Source organism: Streptomyces sp. NPDC001714, from assembly GCF_042892755.1.
In the GTDB taxonomy this organism is placed as follows: Bacteria; Actinomycetota; Actinomycetes; order Streptomycetales; family Streptomycetaceae; genus Streptomyces.
Window position 1 is genome coordinate 1 of record NZ_JBIAUL010000033.1, and the last position, 14,315, is coordinate 14,315.

General features: G+C 72.5%; 15 protein-coding genes and 3 pseudogenes. 5 read left to right on the forward strand and 13 right to left on the reverse strand.

The annotated features are described in order from the left end of the window. Window positions 1-245 precede the first annotated feature (245 nt). The 3 genes and pseudogenes from ACFY0P_RS47305 to ACFY0P_RS47315 all read left to right on the forward strand — a co-directional run. A pseudogene (locus ACFY0P_RS47305) lies at window positions 246-434 on the forward strand (alcohol dehydrogenase catalytic domain-containing protein); the annotation flags it as partial. Window positions 435-693: 259 nt separating this feature from the next. Continuing rightward, window positions 694-2,013, forward strand: a complete 1,320-nt coding sequence (locus ACFY0P_RS47310; protein ID WP_388928690.1) for an RNA polymerase subunit sigma-70 — start codon at window positions 694-696, stop codon at window positions 2,011-2,013. Window positions 2,014-2,078: 65 nt separating this feature from the next. After that, complete coding sequence (locus tag ACFY0P_RS47315) at window positions 2,079-2,552, forward strand: SRPBCC domain-containing protein (RefSeq protein ID WP_388928692.1); 474 nt, start codon at window positions 2,079-2,081, stop codon at window positions 2,550-2,552. 91 nt (window positions 2,553-2,643) lie between these two features. On the opposite strand, the gene ACFY0P_RS47320 is transcribed toward ACFY0P_RS47315, so the two are convergent. The 7 genes and pseudogenes from ACFY0P_RS47320 to ACFY0P_RS47350 form a co-directional block, all read right to left on the reverse strand. Beyond that, window positions 2,644-2,964 carry a DUF3040 domain-containing protein gene (locus ACFY0P_RS47320; protein ID WP_388928694.1) on the reverse strand — a complete coding sequence of 107 codons (321 nt, stop codon included), beginning with the start codon at window positions 2,962-2,964 and terminating at the stop codon, window positions 2,644-2,646. 228 nt (window positions 2,965-3,192) lie between these two features. Further along, window positions 3,193-4,209: an SDR family NAD(P)-dependent oxidoreductase gene (locus ACFY0P_RS47325; RefSeq protein WP_388928696.1), complete on the reverse strand. Its 1,017-nt coding sequence runs from the start codon at window positions 4,207-4,209 to the stop codon at window positions 3,193-3,195. Window positions 4,210-4,287: 78 nt separating this feature from the next. Next, window positions 4,288-4,608 (reverse strand): annotated as a pseudogene (locus ACFY0P_RS47330) (sigma-70 family RNA polymerase sigma factor); the annotation flags it as partial. Window positions 4,609-4,974: 366 nt separating this feature from the next. Further along, the gene (locus tag ACFY0P_RS47335) at window positions 4,975-5,976 is read right to left on the reverse strand and encodes an iron-containing redox enzyme family protein (RefSeq protein WP_388928698.1); all 1,002 of its coding nucleotides are present in this window, start codon (window positions 5,974-5,976) and stop codon (window positions 4,975-4,977) included. Then, the gene (locus tag ACFY0P_RS47340; protein WP_388928700.1) at window positions 5,973-6,197 is read right to left on the reverse strand and encodes a CDGSH iron-sulfur domain-containing protein; all 225 of its coding nucleotides are present in this window, start codon (window positions 6,195-6,197) and stop codon (window positions 5,973-5,975) included. Before ACFY0P_RS47340 ends, ACFY0P_RS47335 begins: the two co-directional genes overlap by 4 nt. Further along, window positions 6,181-6,873 carry a HemK2/MTQ2 family protein methyltransferase gene (locus tag ACFY0P_RS47345; protein ID WP_388928702.1) on the reverse strand — a complete coding sequence of 231 codons (693 nt, stop codon included), beginning with the start codon at window positions 6,871-6,873 and terminating at the stop codon, window positions 6,181-6,183. Before ACFY0P_RS47345 ends, ACFY0P_RS47340 begins: the two co-directional genes overlap by 17 nt. A gap of 9 nt (window positions 6,874-6,882) precedes the next feature. Beyond that, window positions 6,883-7,014 carry a hypothetical protein gene (locus ACFY0P_RS47350; protein WP_388928704.1) on the reverse strand — a complete coding sequence of 44 codons (132 nt, stop codon included), beginning with the start codon at window positions 7,012-7,014 and terminating at the stop codon, window positions 6,883-6,885. A 446-nt stretch (window positions 7,015-7,460) separates the two neighbouring features. Between ACFY0P_RS47350 and ACFY0P_RS47355 the strand changes: the two genes are divergently transcribed. Next, window positions 7,461-8,021 carry a hemerythrin domain-containing protein gene (locus ACFY0P_RS47355; protein WP_388928756.1) on the forward strand — a complete coding sequence of 187 codons (561 nt, stop codon included), beginning with the start codon at window positions 7,461-7,463 and terminating at the stop codon, window positions 8,019-8,021. 212 nt (window positions 8,022-8,233) lie between these two features. Next, window positions 8,234-8,764, forward strand: coding sequence for a hypothetical protein (locus tag ACFY0P_RS47360; RefSeq protein ID WP_388928706.1), 531 nt, complete (start codon window positions 8,234-8,236; stop codon window positions 8,762-8,764). A gap of 35 nt (window positions 8,765-8,799) precedes the next feature. On the opposite strand, the pseudogene ACFY0P_RS47365 reads toward ACFY0P_RS47360, so the two are convergent. From ACFY0P_RS47365 to ACFY0P_RS47390, 6 genes and pseudogenes are all read right to left on the reverse strand, one after another. Next, window positions 8,800-9,198: pseudogene (locus ACFY0P_RS47365) on the reverse strand (CoA transferase subunit A); the annotation flags it as partial. A gap of 17 nt (window positions 9,199-9,215) precedes the next feature. Further along, a complete protein-coding gene (locus ACFY0P_RS47370) occupies window positions 9,216-9,968 on the reverse strand; it encodes an SDR family NAD(P)-dependent oxidoreductase (protein WP_388928708.1) in 753 nt (250 codons plus the stop codon). Further along, window positions 9,965-10,936, reverse strand: a complete 972-nt coding sequence (locus ACFY0P_RS47375) for a fumarylacetoacetate hydrolase family protein (protein ID WP_388928710.1) — start codon at window positions 10,934-10,936, stop codon at window positions 9,965-9,967. The genes ACFY0P_RS47370 and ACFY0P_RS47375 overlap by 4 nt, the downstream gene beginning before the upstream one ends. Before the next feature lie 97 nt (window positions 10,937-11,033). Continuing rightward, window positions 11,034-11,972, reverse strand: a complete 939-nt coding sequence (locus tag ACFY0P_RS47380) for a VOC family protein (RefSeq protein WP_388928712.1) — start codon at window positions 11,970-11,972, stop codon at window positions 11,034-11,036. A gap of 10 nt (window positions 11,973-11,982) precedes the next feature. Beyond that, window positions 11,983-12,990: an amidohydrolase family protein gene (locus ACFY0P_RS47385; protein ID WP_388928714.1), complete on the reverse strand. Its 1,008-nt coding sequence runs from the start codon at window positions 12,988-12,990 to the stop codon at window positions 11,983-11,985. After that, on the reverse strand, window positions 12,987-14,159 hold the full coding sequence (locus tag ACFY0P_RS47390; protein WP_388928715.1) for an FAD-dependent oxidoreductase: 1,173 nt from the start codon (window positions 14,157-14,159) through the stop codon (window positions 12,987-12,989). Before ACFY0P_RS47390 ends, ACFY0P_RS47385 begins: the two co-directional genes overlap by 4 nt. Window positions 14,160-14,315 lie beyond the last annotated feature (156 nt).

A 14,315-nucleotide genomic window follows, 5' to 3' on the forward strand; every position in this document is an offset into this window, starting at 1 on the left:
CGCCCGCCTGGTCTGTGAAGAGGGCACACCGTCGTGACCCCGGGCGAGCGGCTCCTCCGGCACTTCGGCTGAACCAGAGAAGCCTGGGCCGGGCCAGTCCCCAGGGGAACGCTGCTGACCCGTCTTGCTCACCAAGTCCCCCACTCCACCACGCGCACACCTTCACCCGCGGACCGGACCAGCCTTTTCTCCTGCGCATGCCGGTGCGGGGTGCCGTCGGCGACTGAGGGTGCTCACCGCGGGCCGGCCCCGAGGTGCGTGGCCTCGCCCGCGGGGACCGGGTCGTCGTCCCGTTCAACATCTCCTGCGGTACCTGTTTCATGTGCTCCCAGGGCCTTCAGTCGCAGTGCGAGACCACACAGGTGCACGCGTACGGCTCCGGCGCCGCCCTGTTCGGCTGCACCAGGCTCTTGGCGGCACATGCGGCCGGCGAACCCTCCTTCGTCTGGGGCCTGTTGTACGGACAGGAGCAAGCCGAGGCCGACAGGCGCGAACGGGAGCTGCCGACGGTGTGGGCCGACGCTTCGCGCCGCGATCCCCGCAAGAGGCTCGACCAGGCCCGCTAGCGGCTGTCGTCGAACGGCACGACCACATCAGCAGGGATGCGCACGGATCTTGCTGGTCGGGCCGTCTCGCGGCGCCCTAAGCTCTTTCGTAACGCCGCATCCCCGTGACGAATGACTGGAGCCGCCCATGAGCGGACGGAACTGTCAGGTCTGCGCCGCCCCGCTGCCGGATCGCGGCCGTGGCCGGACTTCCGTCTACTGCTCGGCGGCCTGCCGCCAACGCGCCTACCGCCGCCGACGCACCGAGAGCGACCGGCCGGCGGCCGACGTCCTCGCGGACATCGAGCGGCGGGTGAAGACCCTGGCCCTGGAGCCTCCCCATGCTTTCCGCTCGGACGCCGAGGCCCTCGCCGCGGCGGTACGCAAGCTGCGGCGGCTGGCCCATGACGTCACGCAGGTCGCCGTGACGAAAACCGCGGAACGGCCGCCGGACCCCGACGGTGAGGTCGACTTCGCCGCACTCGTCGAACCCCACCGCGCATGGCTGCACCTGCACTGCTACCGCATGGTCGGCTCCTACGACGACGCCGAGGACCTGGTGCAGGAAACCCTGCTCAAAGCCTGGCGCGACCGATCCGGTTTCGAGGGCCGTGCGGCGCCCCGGACATGGTTGTACCGGATCGCCACCAACGCCTGCATCGACCACCTGCGCCGCACCGGCCGCCGTCCCCGGCGGTACGAGCCGGTCCCCGGCATCGAGTCCGGCAGCGGCGAGCCCCCTGACCGTCTGCCCTGGTTGCAGCCCTATCCGGACCGGCTGCTCGACGAGCTGCCGGGCGACGACGAGCAGCCAGAGACCGCCGCTGAGGCGCGGGAGACCATGGAACTGGTCTTCCTCGCCGCGCTCCAGCACCTCCCGCCCCGGCAGCGCGCGGTGTTGATCTTCCGTGACGTGCTGGGCCGCCCCGTGGAGGAGACGGCGACGCTGATGGACATGAGCGTCGCGGCGTCCAACAGCGCCCTGCAGCGCGCCCGGCAGACGCTTCGCGAGCGGTTGCCTCGACGGCGGACGGACTGGGCGGCCGGGCGACACGCTCAGCAGGAGCACGACATCGTGCGCCGCTACATGGTCGCGGCCGAACGCGCGGACGTGTCGATGATGGCCGACCTGCTCAGCGTCGACGTGGTGGTGACCATGCCGCCCAATCCGGTGTGGTTCGCCGGCCGGGACGCGCTGCTCCAGCAGCTCGGACGGGTATTCGACCCGGCCTCGCCGGGGTACTTCGGCCGCTGGCGGCACCTGCTGGTCCGGGCGAACCGGCAGCCGGCCGTCGCCGGGTACGTGCAACGGCCGGGGACCTCCGTGTACCGGGCGCAGATGGTCGACGTGCTGCGCATCGAGGCCGGACGCATCGCGGAGATCACCACGTTCGAGGCCCAGCTGGTCACCGCGTTCGGGCTGCCGCTCAGGCTGCCGGTCGAACACGCCGCCGACGGGCACCGATGACAGATCGCCCCGGCCGACGTCCAACTCTCTGCAGACGTCACCGATTCGGGAAACCAGGAGAGATCATGACGCAGAAGATCCAGGTCGAGCGCACCTACGCCGCCGCACCGGAGAAGATCTGGGAGCTGTGGACCACCGCGGCCGGCATCGAGGCCTGGTGGGCGCCGGAGGGGTTCACCGTGCACGTCGACACCCTGGACCTGCGCGTCGGCGGCACCTTGACCTACACGATGACCGCGACCGGCCCCGAGCAGGTCGCGTTCATGGAGAGCGCGGGCCTGCCGCTGAGCTCGACCTCGCACAAGACCTTCACCGAAGTCGAGCCCACCCGGCGTCTGGCCTACACCACACTCGCCGACTTCATCCCCGGCGTCGAGCCGTACGAGTTCCTCACCGAAGTCGAGCTGCGTCCGAGCGTCGACGGTGGTACGCACGTGACCATGACGGCGGACACCATGCACGACGAGGAATGGACCGGGCGGCTGGCCGCCGGGCGGGCGAACGAGATGGACAACCTCGCCAAGGTGACCGGGTCGTAACCGACAGTTTCCGAAGGCCGTTCGGACTCGTCGGGGGCGAGGGTGCCGCCGACGAGTCCGAGCAGGCGCCCTGTGCCCGACGCGCCGGAGTTCACCGCCATGTCCTGGAGCGGTCATCGGAGTCGGCCGCACAGCGCAGCATCCGGAAAGCCAGCAGGACGGTGACGGGCCACAGTGCGGCAAGGCACCACAGGGCGGCCACGTCGGAGGTGAGGATCGCTATCACGAGCAGAAGCAGTGAGGCACAGGTCAGTACGGCGACGGACATGGGCAACCACGCGGGCCGTGGGTCCCGGTGGCGCATCCGCCGGACGAGACGCCGGTCCTGGAGAAGTCCCGCCTCGATACCCCACAGGGCGAGGCGCTCGTGCGGCGACAGCACGACGCCGTCGGGGTCGTTTCGGCTTTCCACGGTGAGTACCTCATTCGTCCGGTGCCGGGCACGGGACCGCTCCGCTCCGGCCGATGCGGGAGTCCTGAGTGCTGATGGCCGGACGGGTTCCCCGCAACGGCTGACCGACGCCCTCCGGTGGCCGACTCGGCGTCCTGGTACGGCTTTCCCGGGTTCGAACCCGCCGGCTTCGCGGAGAAGGACGCGGACACGCTGGGCATCATCGACCGGCCGGGCCGGGGGTGGGGGTCAGGGCAGGTGCCGCTCCACGGCGGTGCGGTGGCGTTCGTTGTAGGCACGCGCGGCCCGGTCGTTCAGCGCGCTGCCCACGGAGCGCAGGCGTTCCCCGAGCGTGCGTGGGGCCGCCGGTTCGATGTCGATGCCCGGACGCAGTTCCGGCTCGCCTTCCGCGGTCGGCAGCAGCGCGGTCGCCGCGTGGCTGAGCCGCGCGGTGAGCGCCGGGGCGAGGCCGTGGGCCTTGTCGGCGGCGCGGGCGGCGGGGGTGAGGACGAGGCGGAGGCGGCGGCGCTGGACGGCCGTGACGATACGGTCGGCTGCGCGGCGCGCGTCCATCGACATCAGCGGAGTGCCCGCGAGAGCGGAGAACCAGGCGAACTCGCGTCGCCGGTCACCGCCGAACACGGCGTGCAGATGTGAGCCGGTGCGCATCAGGCCCGGATGTACCGCGGTCACGGACACGCCGTCGCGGGCCGACTCCGCGTACAGCCCTTCGGCCAGGGCCCCTACGGCGGCTTTGGCGCACGAGTAGGGCAGCAGATGCGGCACGGCGAGCAGACCGCCCACCGAGCCGATCAGTGCCAGCCTTCCGCCGGCCCGGCTCTCGCGCAGGTAGGGGAGTGCTTCGAGACTGGTGTTCAGGGCGCCGTGGAAGACCGTGCCCATCGCGTCGTCGAATCCGGCCGCGCCGACGGTCTCCGCCGGTGCGACCTGGATGATGCCCGCGTTGGCGATGACCACGTCCACGCTCCCACAGGCCTCAGCTGTCCGGTGGAGGAGATCGGCGACGGCCCGCTTGTCCCGCACGTCGGTCACGGCGGTGCGCACGGAGCCCCCGGGATGCCGCTGCCGCAGCAGCCCGCCGGCCCGCTCCAGTTCGGCGGCGTCTCGCGCTGCGAGCGTGACATGGCAGCCGCGGCCCATCAACTCGTCGGCGATCAGGAGACCGAGACCGCGGGAGCCACCGGTGACCACGGCGGACAGGCCGTGCAGGGATTCGGACGACCGGAACGGCGGTGGTGTCGGCATGGACGTACCTCCCTGTCCTCCGAGCCCGGGTACCCGTCCTCCGGACGGACAGCCCGGTACCCGCCGACATCTCCCCTGTCACCGACGGAGGGCTTCGGCGCGGACGCGGGCGCAGCTGCGGCTGATGAGGCGGGAGACGTGCATCTGGGAGATGCCGAGCTTGTCGGCGATCCGGCTCTGGGTCATGTCCTCGAAGAACCGCATGTAGAGGATGGCCCGCTCCCGTTCGGGCAGCCGGCGCAGCCCTTCCTTGGCGGCCTCCCGGTCGACGACGACGTCGTAGGAGCCGTCGGGGTCGCCGAGGGTGTCGGCGAGGCTGTAGCCGTCCTCGCCCATGGAGAGTTCGGCGTCCAGGGACAGGGTGCTGAAGCTCTCCAGGGCCTCCAGGCGGGCGCGGACGGTTTTTCAGAGAGTCCGGAATTCGGGTCCGGACATGTCTGAACGGTCTTGTCAGGGGTTGCCGCAGCGCAGAGCGGCGCCGGCACTGGAGGGTGCCGGCAGCCGGGGTGAATTCCCGCTGGGCAGGCGCCTCCAGTCCGAAGCACTGGACTCCGCCTGCCCGTGATCGTGGGTCGCAAACGGCAAGTCCGGCCGGTCCGCAGTGCACAAGCCGTCCGCGCTGAACGATGACGCAGGTCGAAGTGGCGTGGCCCGGTGGACGCCGAGCAGCGGGTGCAGCACGGCGAGTCCGCGGAGGTGATCCAGGAGGCGTCCCGGACATTCGCAGAACGCGCTCTCGGGCGGTGAGACGAGGATCCTGACGCGTCACGGCGCTTGCCCGCGCAGCGCCGTGGCTCCCTCGTGCCAGGCGGAGAGGACCCTGGCCGCCAGGCGGTCCTCCAGAAACCCGGTGGCGCGGATCCCGAAGACCACGTCGGTGTCCAGGTCCGGCTCGCTGTCCAGGAGTCCGCCGACCACGTCGTGGCGTACGACCTGTTCGTGTACGGCGTCCGCCTCGACGTGCTCGGTGTAGAACCGCACGGCCGCGGGGCCCGCGCCGGTCCGGCGCATCGCCTCGGCCAGGCGGCGCGAGGCCGGGGACGAGGTCACCTCGACGGCGGCGAAGTGCCCGACGAGCGCGGCCCGCAGCGACCGGTGCAGACCGAGCAGGGACATCAGGTTGACGGTGGCGAGCGCCTCGGCCGGTGCGGCGTCCACGTACCTGCCGTACCTCGTGTCCAGTCCGAGGTCCGCCATGAGGGCGGCGAAGAGCTCCGCGTGGATCTCGTCGGCACGGCCGGCGCCGAACTCGTCGTACTCGACGGCGACCATGGCCGCCTTGGCGCGCCCGCGCAGCCGGGGGATGACCCAGGCGTGCGGGTCGGCCTCCTTGAGGTGGTAGAGCGAGCGCAGCGCGGCGTACTCCCGCACGTGCCGCAGGGTGCCCTCGGCCTGGAGGAAGTGCGACACGCTGTCCCCGGGGTCCGCGGCCGGCTCGACCTGGAGTTCGTCGAGGACCCGTACGGCGGTGCCGGCGCCGTCCACGGGCACGTCGGTGCGGAGCGTGGACAGGAAGCGGTCCTCCAGCGCGGCGCGGACGGCCAGCAGTCCGCTGTCCCACTCCAGGTCGTCGGGGACGCCCTCGAAGCCCTGGTAGTGCAGTTCGTAGAGGACGTAGAGGGCGAGTTGGAGATCGTCGCCGTACGGGGAGCAGTGCGCAGGGGACGGTGTGCTCGCGGGATCCGCGCCGCGCAGGGCGGCCGTCACGGCGGCCGAGAGCGGGCCGCGCGGCTCTGGCAGTGGCGGGGAGACGCTGCGGCCTGTCATGGGGCCCCGCCGCCTTCGCCGGCCCGCTTGCCGCGGCAGCGGTGACTGGTGTCGCACCAGGGGAAGGTCCGGCTGCGGCGGCAGGTGCAGACGGCCACCATGAAGCGCTTCGACTCCGTCACCTCGCCGTCCTCGCCCACCACCTCGACCGGGCCTTCGACGAGGAGGGGCCCGTCGCGCTGGACGCGGATGCGGCGCGGGCGGTCAGATGGGTTCGGCACGGATCACCACCAGTTCCTCGGTCGTGCCGTCGGCTGTCAGCCCGCGTTCGCGCAGCCAGTCGAGGCGGGAGCGCAGGACCTGCCCGAAGGGCAGCCAGGTCCGGTCGACGACCCGCGCGCGCAGCCCGGCCGCGGTCAGGCGGGTGAGCGTGGCCCCGGTGCCGCACAGGTGCGAGTGGACGATCAGCAGCGTTCCGGTGGGCCGCAGGACCCTCGGCGCGGCGTCGCAGATACGGTCGAGCAGCAGGCGGCCGTCCGTGCCGGCGTCCCAGGCCCGGGCGGCACCCCGGGGCGCCGCGCCGCCCGGAGCGGGCACGTAGGGCGGATTGGCGATCACCAGGTCGAAGCGGCGGCCGCCGGGCACCGCCGTCGTCAGGTCGCCGTGGCGCACCCGCAGGCGCTGCCCGTTCAGCAGCGCGTTGATCCAGGTGACGGCGACGGCCCACCAGGAGATGTCGACCGCGGTGACCCGGCCGCCGAGCCGGGCCGCCTCCACCGCGAGCATGCCGCTTCCGGTGCCCAGGTCCAGGACGTCCGTGTCCCGGGTGATCCGCTCGCGGCACAGCGCCCGCCGCAGGAGCCCGGTGTCGGTCTGCGGGGTGTACACGCCCCGGGGGGCCCAGCAGCGCAGCGGCCGGGTGACGGCGCGGGCGTCGGTGAGGGAGCCGGCAACCATGTGTCCTCCTCAACCGGGCAGCCGTGCCCAGGGCCGGTCCTCGCCCTCACCGGCGTCGGCGACCACGGCGGCCGGCGCGTCCGTGTCGGAGGGGCCAAGGGACTTCGTGAGCGTGGTGTGGTGGATGACGAGGGCTTGCACAAGAGACTCCGATGCCGAGGAGACCGCCGGGCACAGGGGGTGCCGCAGGTGTCAGTGATGCGTCCGCCGCCGGGTTTCCGCCGTCGTGGCCCGGAAACCCCAGAGCGCCTCATAACGGGACAAGGGCAGCGACCGGACCGCGGGACTCCGGGACCGACCGGCCAGGACGCGGGCACCGGAACGCCTCACCGGGTACAGCCGGACGATCACCTCGCGGCCGGTGTCGACGGCCCGCTCCGGCAGCCTGCGCCCAGCGGAGCACGGCCGGGGAGGCTCACCGGCATGCCACGTCAGCCCAGCCCTCGCCTCCTCGCCGTGGCATTCGCCGCCGGGTCCCGGGTACTCGGCCGCTGCGCGCCGGGTCCGGCCGCACCCGGAACCAGTGACAGCTGGGCGGGACGGTCCCGGGCCCAGGCATGACCAGCGAGACGAAAGGCGGAGAGACCATGGGGCACGGCGGAGACGCGATCGCGGAACTGATGACCGACCACCGGGAGGTCGAGGAGATGTTCGCCCGGATCCAGGGGATGCCGCTGGGCGGGCAGGAACTCCGTGACGCCGTGGACGAGGTCACCATCGAACTCGTACGGCACTCGATCGCAGAGGAGGAGTACCTGTATCCGGCGGTGCGCGAGCACATCGAGGGCGGCGACCGGATCGCGGACAAGGAGATCGCGGACCACGGCCGGGTGGAGAAGCTCCTCAAGCAACTGGAGAAGACGGACACCGGCGACCCGAAGATGAGCCCGCTGCTGCAGCAGCTCATGGACGAGGTCTCCGCCCATGTCCAGGACGAGGAGGAGAGCCTCTTCCCGATGCTGCGCCAGGCGAGCTCCGCCGACGCTCTGAACAAGCTCGGGGACAAGATCCGCCGGGCCAAGTCCATGGCCCCGACCCGCCCGCACCCTTCCGCCCCGAGCACACCGCCCGCCAACAAGCTGCTGGCGCCGGGCGCCGGGCTGGTGGACCGGGCCCGCGACCTCATCACCGGCCGCGGCAAGTCCTGACCCCAGCAGGGACCGGCACCCGGCCGGGCGGTGCCCGCCCCGGCCGGGTCGGGAACCCGGGCGGCCGGCCTGGTGTGACACGGCTCATTCCCTCTTCCGGTCCGGCTGCCTACGCTGATAGGTCACGAGCGGGGCAGCGCGGCTCCGCACCACAGCTCGCGGGACCGATCTGCCGGACACAGGCGAGCACGCTCCCCGAGGGACCGACCGCCGTGACCGACGACCTGACACCAGTCATAGCCGCCTCCACCCGCTGGCTCCTGGCCGCCTACCCCGCCCCCGGCGGCGCGCTCAGCCGGGCGCTGGCCGAGGCACAGGCCCGGCAGGCGGTCACGCTCGCCGCCACTTTGCGCTACCCCACCACCCTCGACGTGCAACTGCTCCACCTGCTCGCCCCCAGCGGATCCCACCGATTGGACTGGCTCACCGGAGGCGAGCCACAGCCCGACGGCACCGGCGACACCGCCTGGCGGACCTGGGTCGACGAAACCGTCGTCAGCTGGGCGGCGTGCCTCCTGGCCGACCCCGCCCTGGCCGCCGACGCCGCCCGCCGGGCCGCCGCCACGAGCGCCGTGAGCGGGCACCCCGCCGCCGGCGGTCTTCGCCGGCTGACCGATCCCGGGAACCGGGACACCGAGGCCGCGCCTCTGCTGCGCCACCCCGACCTGCTGGAGCACATCGCCGGCCTCCACCGGCCCCAGCTCCTGGAACTGCTCAGCGTCGACACCGCGGGACTGCCCTGATCGATTCCTTGCCCGGCGCCCTGTGCCCGGCCTCAGGGCAGACCGCCGGCCGCCACCTGGGTGCGGACGCCTGCCGGGGTGTGGGAGGCGGGGATGCCCGCTCCACCGGCGCGCAGCCGTTCGGCGAGCGTGCCCTGCGGCACCAGCTCGACCTGCAGTTCGCGGGAGAGGTACTGGCGGGCGAACCCCTTGTTCTCACCGACGTAGGAGCCCGTGACGCGGGCGATCCGGCCCGCCGCCGGCAGGACGCCCAGGCCCCGCCCGTCCACCCCGCAGTTGTTGGACACGACCTCCGGGCCGGTCGCCCCCTGGGCGTGCAGAGCCTGGATGAGCACGTCGGGGACACCGCTGAGGCCGAAGCCGCCGACGGCCGGCGACGCGCCGTCGGGGATGTCGGCGACGGCCGCGGCGGCGTTCGCGCCGGCCTTGTCGATGGGAGGAGAGGGCCTTTCTACTGGTGCGAGTCGCGTACGGCGTCCGAGATGGGCTTGGCGCCGCCGTGCGCGGTGAGGCCGCCGTCGACCGGAATATCGGCTCCGGTGATGAAGGAGGAGTCGGCGGAGAGCAGGAACACCACGAGCGGGGTGACGTCGCCGACGGTTCCGGTGCGGCCGAGCGGGGTCGCGAGGAGGTTCGCCTCGCGGAACGCGGGGGCCGCGGAGGCGGTCATGTCCGTCTCGATGAAGCCGGGGTGGATGGTGTTCACGCGGATGCCGCGCGGGCCGAGTTCCATGGCCGCCGTCCTCGACAGGCCGCGCAGGGCCCACTTGCTCGTCGTGTACGCCACGGGGTAGTGGGCCGTCAGGGCCGCGGTGGAGCCGACGTTCACGATCGACGCGCCCGGGCGCATCAGCGGAAGCAGATGCTGGATGCCGAGGAGCGGTCCGGTGACGTTCACGGCGTGGACACGGGCCAGGTCCTCGGGCCGCACGTCGTCGACGCGGGCCCGCCAGGTGACGCCGGCGTTGTTGACCAGGCCGTGCACCTGGCCGTACGACTCGCCCAGTTCACGGGCGAGTTCGGCCCAGTCCTCCGCGCGGGTGACGTCGAGGCGACGGCACCCCGCTGCCTCCGTCACGTCGGTGGCGATCACGCGCGCGCCCTCACGGGTCAACGCCTCGGCCTCCGCGGCGCCCTGCCCGCCGGCCGCACCCGTCACGACGACCACCTTGCCGAGCAGGCGCTTCGGGCGCGGGTCGCTCACGGCCGTTCCCGGGTGCGGCGTCGCGCGGACGGAACCGGCACCGGATCGGGACCGGCCACCACGGTGTTGGACACGCTGCCGAGGCCCTCCACCGTGAGCGTGACCGTGTCGCCGGGCCCGAGCGGCGGAGGGTCCTGCCTGCCCCGGACGCCCCACAGCTCGGCGAGACAGCCGCCGTTGCCGCAGGTGCCCGAGCCGAGGACGTCCCCGGGGCGGACCCAGGTGCCGCGGGAGGCGTAGGCGACCATCTCCTCGAAGGTCCAGCTCATGTTGGACAGCAGGTCCTCGCCGACCACCTCGCCGTTCACGGCGGCCGTGAGCCCCAGGCGCAGGAAGCCGTCCTCGTCGCGGTACTTCTCCAGCTCGTCGGCGGTGACGAGGTACGGGCCGAGGGTGGTGGCCGTGTCCTTGCCCTTGCACGGGCCCAGACCCACGCGCATCTCGGCGGACTGGAGGTCGCGGGCGGACCAGTCGTTGAGGACGGTGTACCCGGCGATGTGCTCCCGGGCCTGCTCGGGGGTGAGGTCGCGGCCCTCCTTGCCGATCACGGCGGCGACCTCCAGCTCGAAGTCGAGCACGGACGAACCCGGCGGCGCGGGGATGTCGTCATGAGGGCCGAACACCGCGTAGGGGTTGGTGAAGTAGAAGGTCGGTGCCGCATACCACTGCTCCGGCACCCCGGCGGCTCCGTCCACGGACCGCCGTACGCCCTCGACGTGTTCCTCGAAGGTCACGAAGTCCCGCACGGTGGGCGGCTGGAGAGGCGGCAGCAGCCGTACCTCGGAGACATGGGGACCGGCCGGCACGTCGAGCATCGCGGATCCGGCGTCGAGCAGCTCCGGCAGGCCGCCGCCCCCGGCGAGCAGGCCGGTCAGTGAGGAGACGCCGGGCAGGGGGTAGAGGGTGCCGTCCTCTGCGACGACGGCCACCCGGCGTCGGTCGCGGTGTTCGTACGTGGCGAAACGCATGAAGGGGTCCTGTCGGGAGAGCGGGACCGGGGACGCGGCGGGGAGTCAGGGCATGACAGGGCTGCCGCGCCCCCGGTGCTTCAGGGGTGCGGGCCGGTCAGACCGGCGGGGCGACGAACACCCCGCGGTCGACGTCGTTGAAGGACTCCTTGGCGACCAGTTCGTTCATCGGATTGGCCGTGCCCCACTGGTCGGTGACCTCCGGCCGGGAGAAGTCGTAGACGTGCGGGTGCCAGGTGTCCTCGTCGAGAAGCTCCAACTCGGTCGTGTACTCGACCGTGTTGCCGTGCGGGTCGAGGAAGTAGGTGAAGGTGTTGTCGCCCGCCATGTGGCGTCCCGGGCCCCAGACCTTCTTGAAGCCGGCCCGGATCACCCGGCCGGAGCCGCGCATGTACTCGTCGATGCCGCGCATCTCGAAGGAGACGTGGTGCAGCGAGGTGTGCGGGCCCTTGGCGAGGGCCATGGAGTGGTGCTGGTTGCTGATCCGCATGAAGTGCATGACGTCACCGACGTGCGGCGAGCTGAGCGTGTCCGAGTGGCGGAAGCCGAGGTGGGTCTCGTACCAGGCGCGGGTCGCGTCCAGGTCGGGGGAGTTGAGGACGACGTGGGAGAGCTTGACCGGGATCGACTCCTTCTCCTCGATCCTGCGGTGGCGGCGTACGTCCACGTCCGCGGAGACCTCGATGGTGCGGCCGTCCACGTCGAAGAAGCGGAAGCCGTAACCACCGCCGGGCGTGTCCACCTTGCCCGGCTGTGAGATCAACCGGACGCCGCCGGAGAGAAGTTGCTCGGCGAGCGTGTCCACGTCCGGTGCCGAAGCGGCGCCGTAGGAGACCAGGTCGAGCCGCTTCTCGTCGGCCTTGCGCAGCCGGATGACGTAGTTCTCGGGCGAGCCCTCGGCGGCCAGGAAGGAGATCCCGGAGTCCTCGGCGACCTTGGTCAGGCCCCAGACCCCGGCGTAGAAGTCGAGTTGCTTGTCGTAGTCGGGCACGGCGAGGTCGACGTGCCTGAGGTGGGTGAGCAGACGGTTGCCCATGGGGGTCCTCCTAGAAGAGGCCGAGCAGCGCGGCGGCGTTCGCCCCGCGTACGGCGTGGAAGTCGGGGTCGGACAGGCCCGCGGCACGCAGGGCGCCGAGCGGATCGTCGGTGCCCATGTCGAAGGGGAAGTCGGAGCCGAGCAGCACCCGGTCGGCGCCCACGACCCTGATCAACTCCCGCAGGACGGCCGGGTCGTGGACGAGGGAGTCGAAGTGGAGCTGCCGCAGATAGCTGCTGGGTTCGCGCGCGCACGCCCGGGCGTCGGGGCGCACCCGCCAGGCGTGGTCGGAGCGGCCGAGGTGGGTGGGGAGATAGCCGCCCCCGTGCGCGGCTATCAGCCTCAGCCCGGGGTGCCGGTCCAGGACACCCGAGAAGATCAGATGAGAGAGCGCGATCGCGTTCTCCGTCGGCTGGCCGACGGTGTTGGAGAGGTACCAGCGGTCCAGCCGCTCGTCGAGCGTGCAGCCGAAGGGGTGCAGGAAGAGGAGCGCGCCCGTCTCCTCGGCCCGCACCCACAGCGGCTCGTACGCGGGGTCCGACAGCTCGCGGCCGGGCGCGTGCGAGGAGATCTCCACGCCCCGCAGACCCTGCTCCAGCGCGTGGTCGAGCAAGTCCGCCGCGAGGGCGGGGTGCTGGAGGGGCACCAGGCCCAGGCCGTACAGGCGCTCGGGGGCCTTGGCGCAGTGGGCGGCCGTGACCTCGTCGGCCAACCGGCAGATGCGCGCGGCCAGTTCGGGATCCGCCCAGTAGTGGTAGTGCGAGGGGGAGGGGCTGACCAGCTGGACGTCCACGCCCTGCTCGTCCATGGCCGCCAGACGCGCGGCCGTGTCCGTCAGCCTCGGCACGCGCGCGCCGACCATCGGGCCGTTCACCTCGAGGGCGGCCGGTCCGTTGCGGCGGGCGTCCAGGGCGCGGGCCTCGGCGAGACCGGGCCGGCCGGCCACGGCCTCCTCGACCTCCGGGACCAGGACATGAGCGTGGACGTCGATCGTGGGGGTCGACTTGTACTCGGTCACGGGCGTTCCTTCAGCGCGGTCAGGGTGCGGTGCATCAGGCCGGGTACGTCCGCGTCGCGCACCCCGTCGAGCAGCCACTGGGCGAGCTGCACCGAGGCGTCGACGACCATGCGCACACGGGGCAGCCGACGGGCGTGGTAGGCCGTGAGGAGGAGGTCGTCCCAGTCGCCGGGGCCGGCCAGCAGTTCGGCGAGGACCAGGGCGTCCTCCAGGGACATCGCGGCGCCCTGGGCGAAGGTGGGCGGGCAGCAGTGGGCGGCGTCGCCGACCAGCACGACGCGGCCGCGGTGCCAGGGGCCCTCCACCAGGTGCCGGTCGAAGCAGGCGTAGTTGACGGCCTTCGGGTCGGTGAACGCGGCCCGCAGCTGCGGCCATGCGCCGCCGTAGGCTTCGCTGAGCCTGCGCATCTCGTCGGCATACGAGCCGGGGTCGAGCGAGGCCCGGTCGCGGGCGGGTTCGACGAGATACGTGTAGACCGTGTCCTCGCTGGTCGGGCAGTACCCGGCGATGAAGCACGGGCCCCCGTAGATCATCTCGGTGCGGGTGATCCCGGCCGGACGGGGCGCGGGGGCACGCCAGATGCCCATCCCGGTGGGGGTGGGCTCGTCCGTGATGCCGATCATCCGGCGGGTGGTGGAGTGCAGGCCGTCGGCGCCGACCACCAGGTCGTAGCGGCGGCTCGTCCCGTCCGAGAAGGTGACGTCCACCCGGTCTTCTCGCTGGTCGAAAGCGGTGGCCGTGGTGCCGAGGCGGATGCCGGCGCCCGAGGCCCGGACCTGCTCGATGAGGAGCTGCTGGAGGCGGGGGCGCTGCATGCCGATGTGGGCGGGCAGGTCGTCGCCGCCGGTGCGCAGCTCCTCGTGGGCGGCCAGGACGGTGCCGTCGGGGGTGAGGATGGCTACGCCGTCGGCGGTGTACCCGTCCTTCTCGACGGCGTCGAGGACGCCGACCTCGCGCAGGACGCGCAGGGCGTTGCCCTGGAGGGTGATGCCGGAGCCGAGTGAGGCTTTCCAGTCCGGGCTGGCCTCGACCAGGTCGACGGCGATCCCGGCCCGGCGCAGCAGCACGGTCAGAGCGTTTCCGGAGGTACCGCCGCCTATCACGAGGACGATGGGGGTCCCGCCGGTCGAGCCACGTCGAGAGCGGGGAAGGGCGGGGGTGGCTGTCATCTCGGGTACCTCCCGGGATCGGGCCGCGCGGCTTCGGGCGGCGGGGATGCGGCTCTCGCCCGCCGAGGGGGCGGGCCAGGGGGTGCGGCTCTCGCCTGCCGAGGGGGCGGGCCAGGGGGTGCGGCTCTCGCCTGCCGAGGGGGCGGGCCAGGGGGT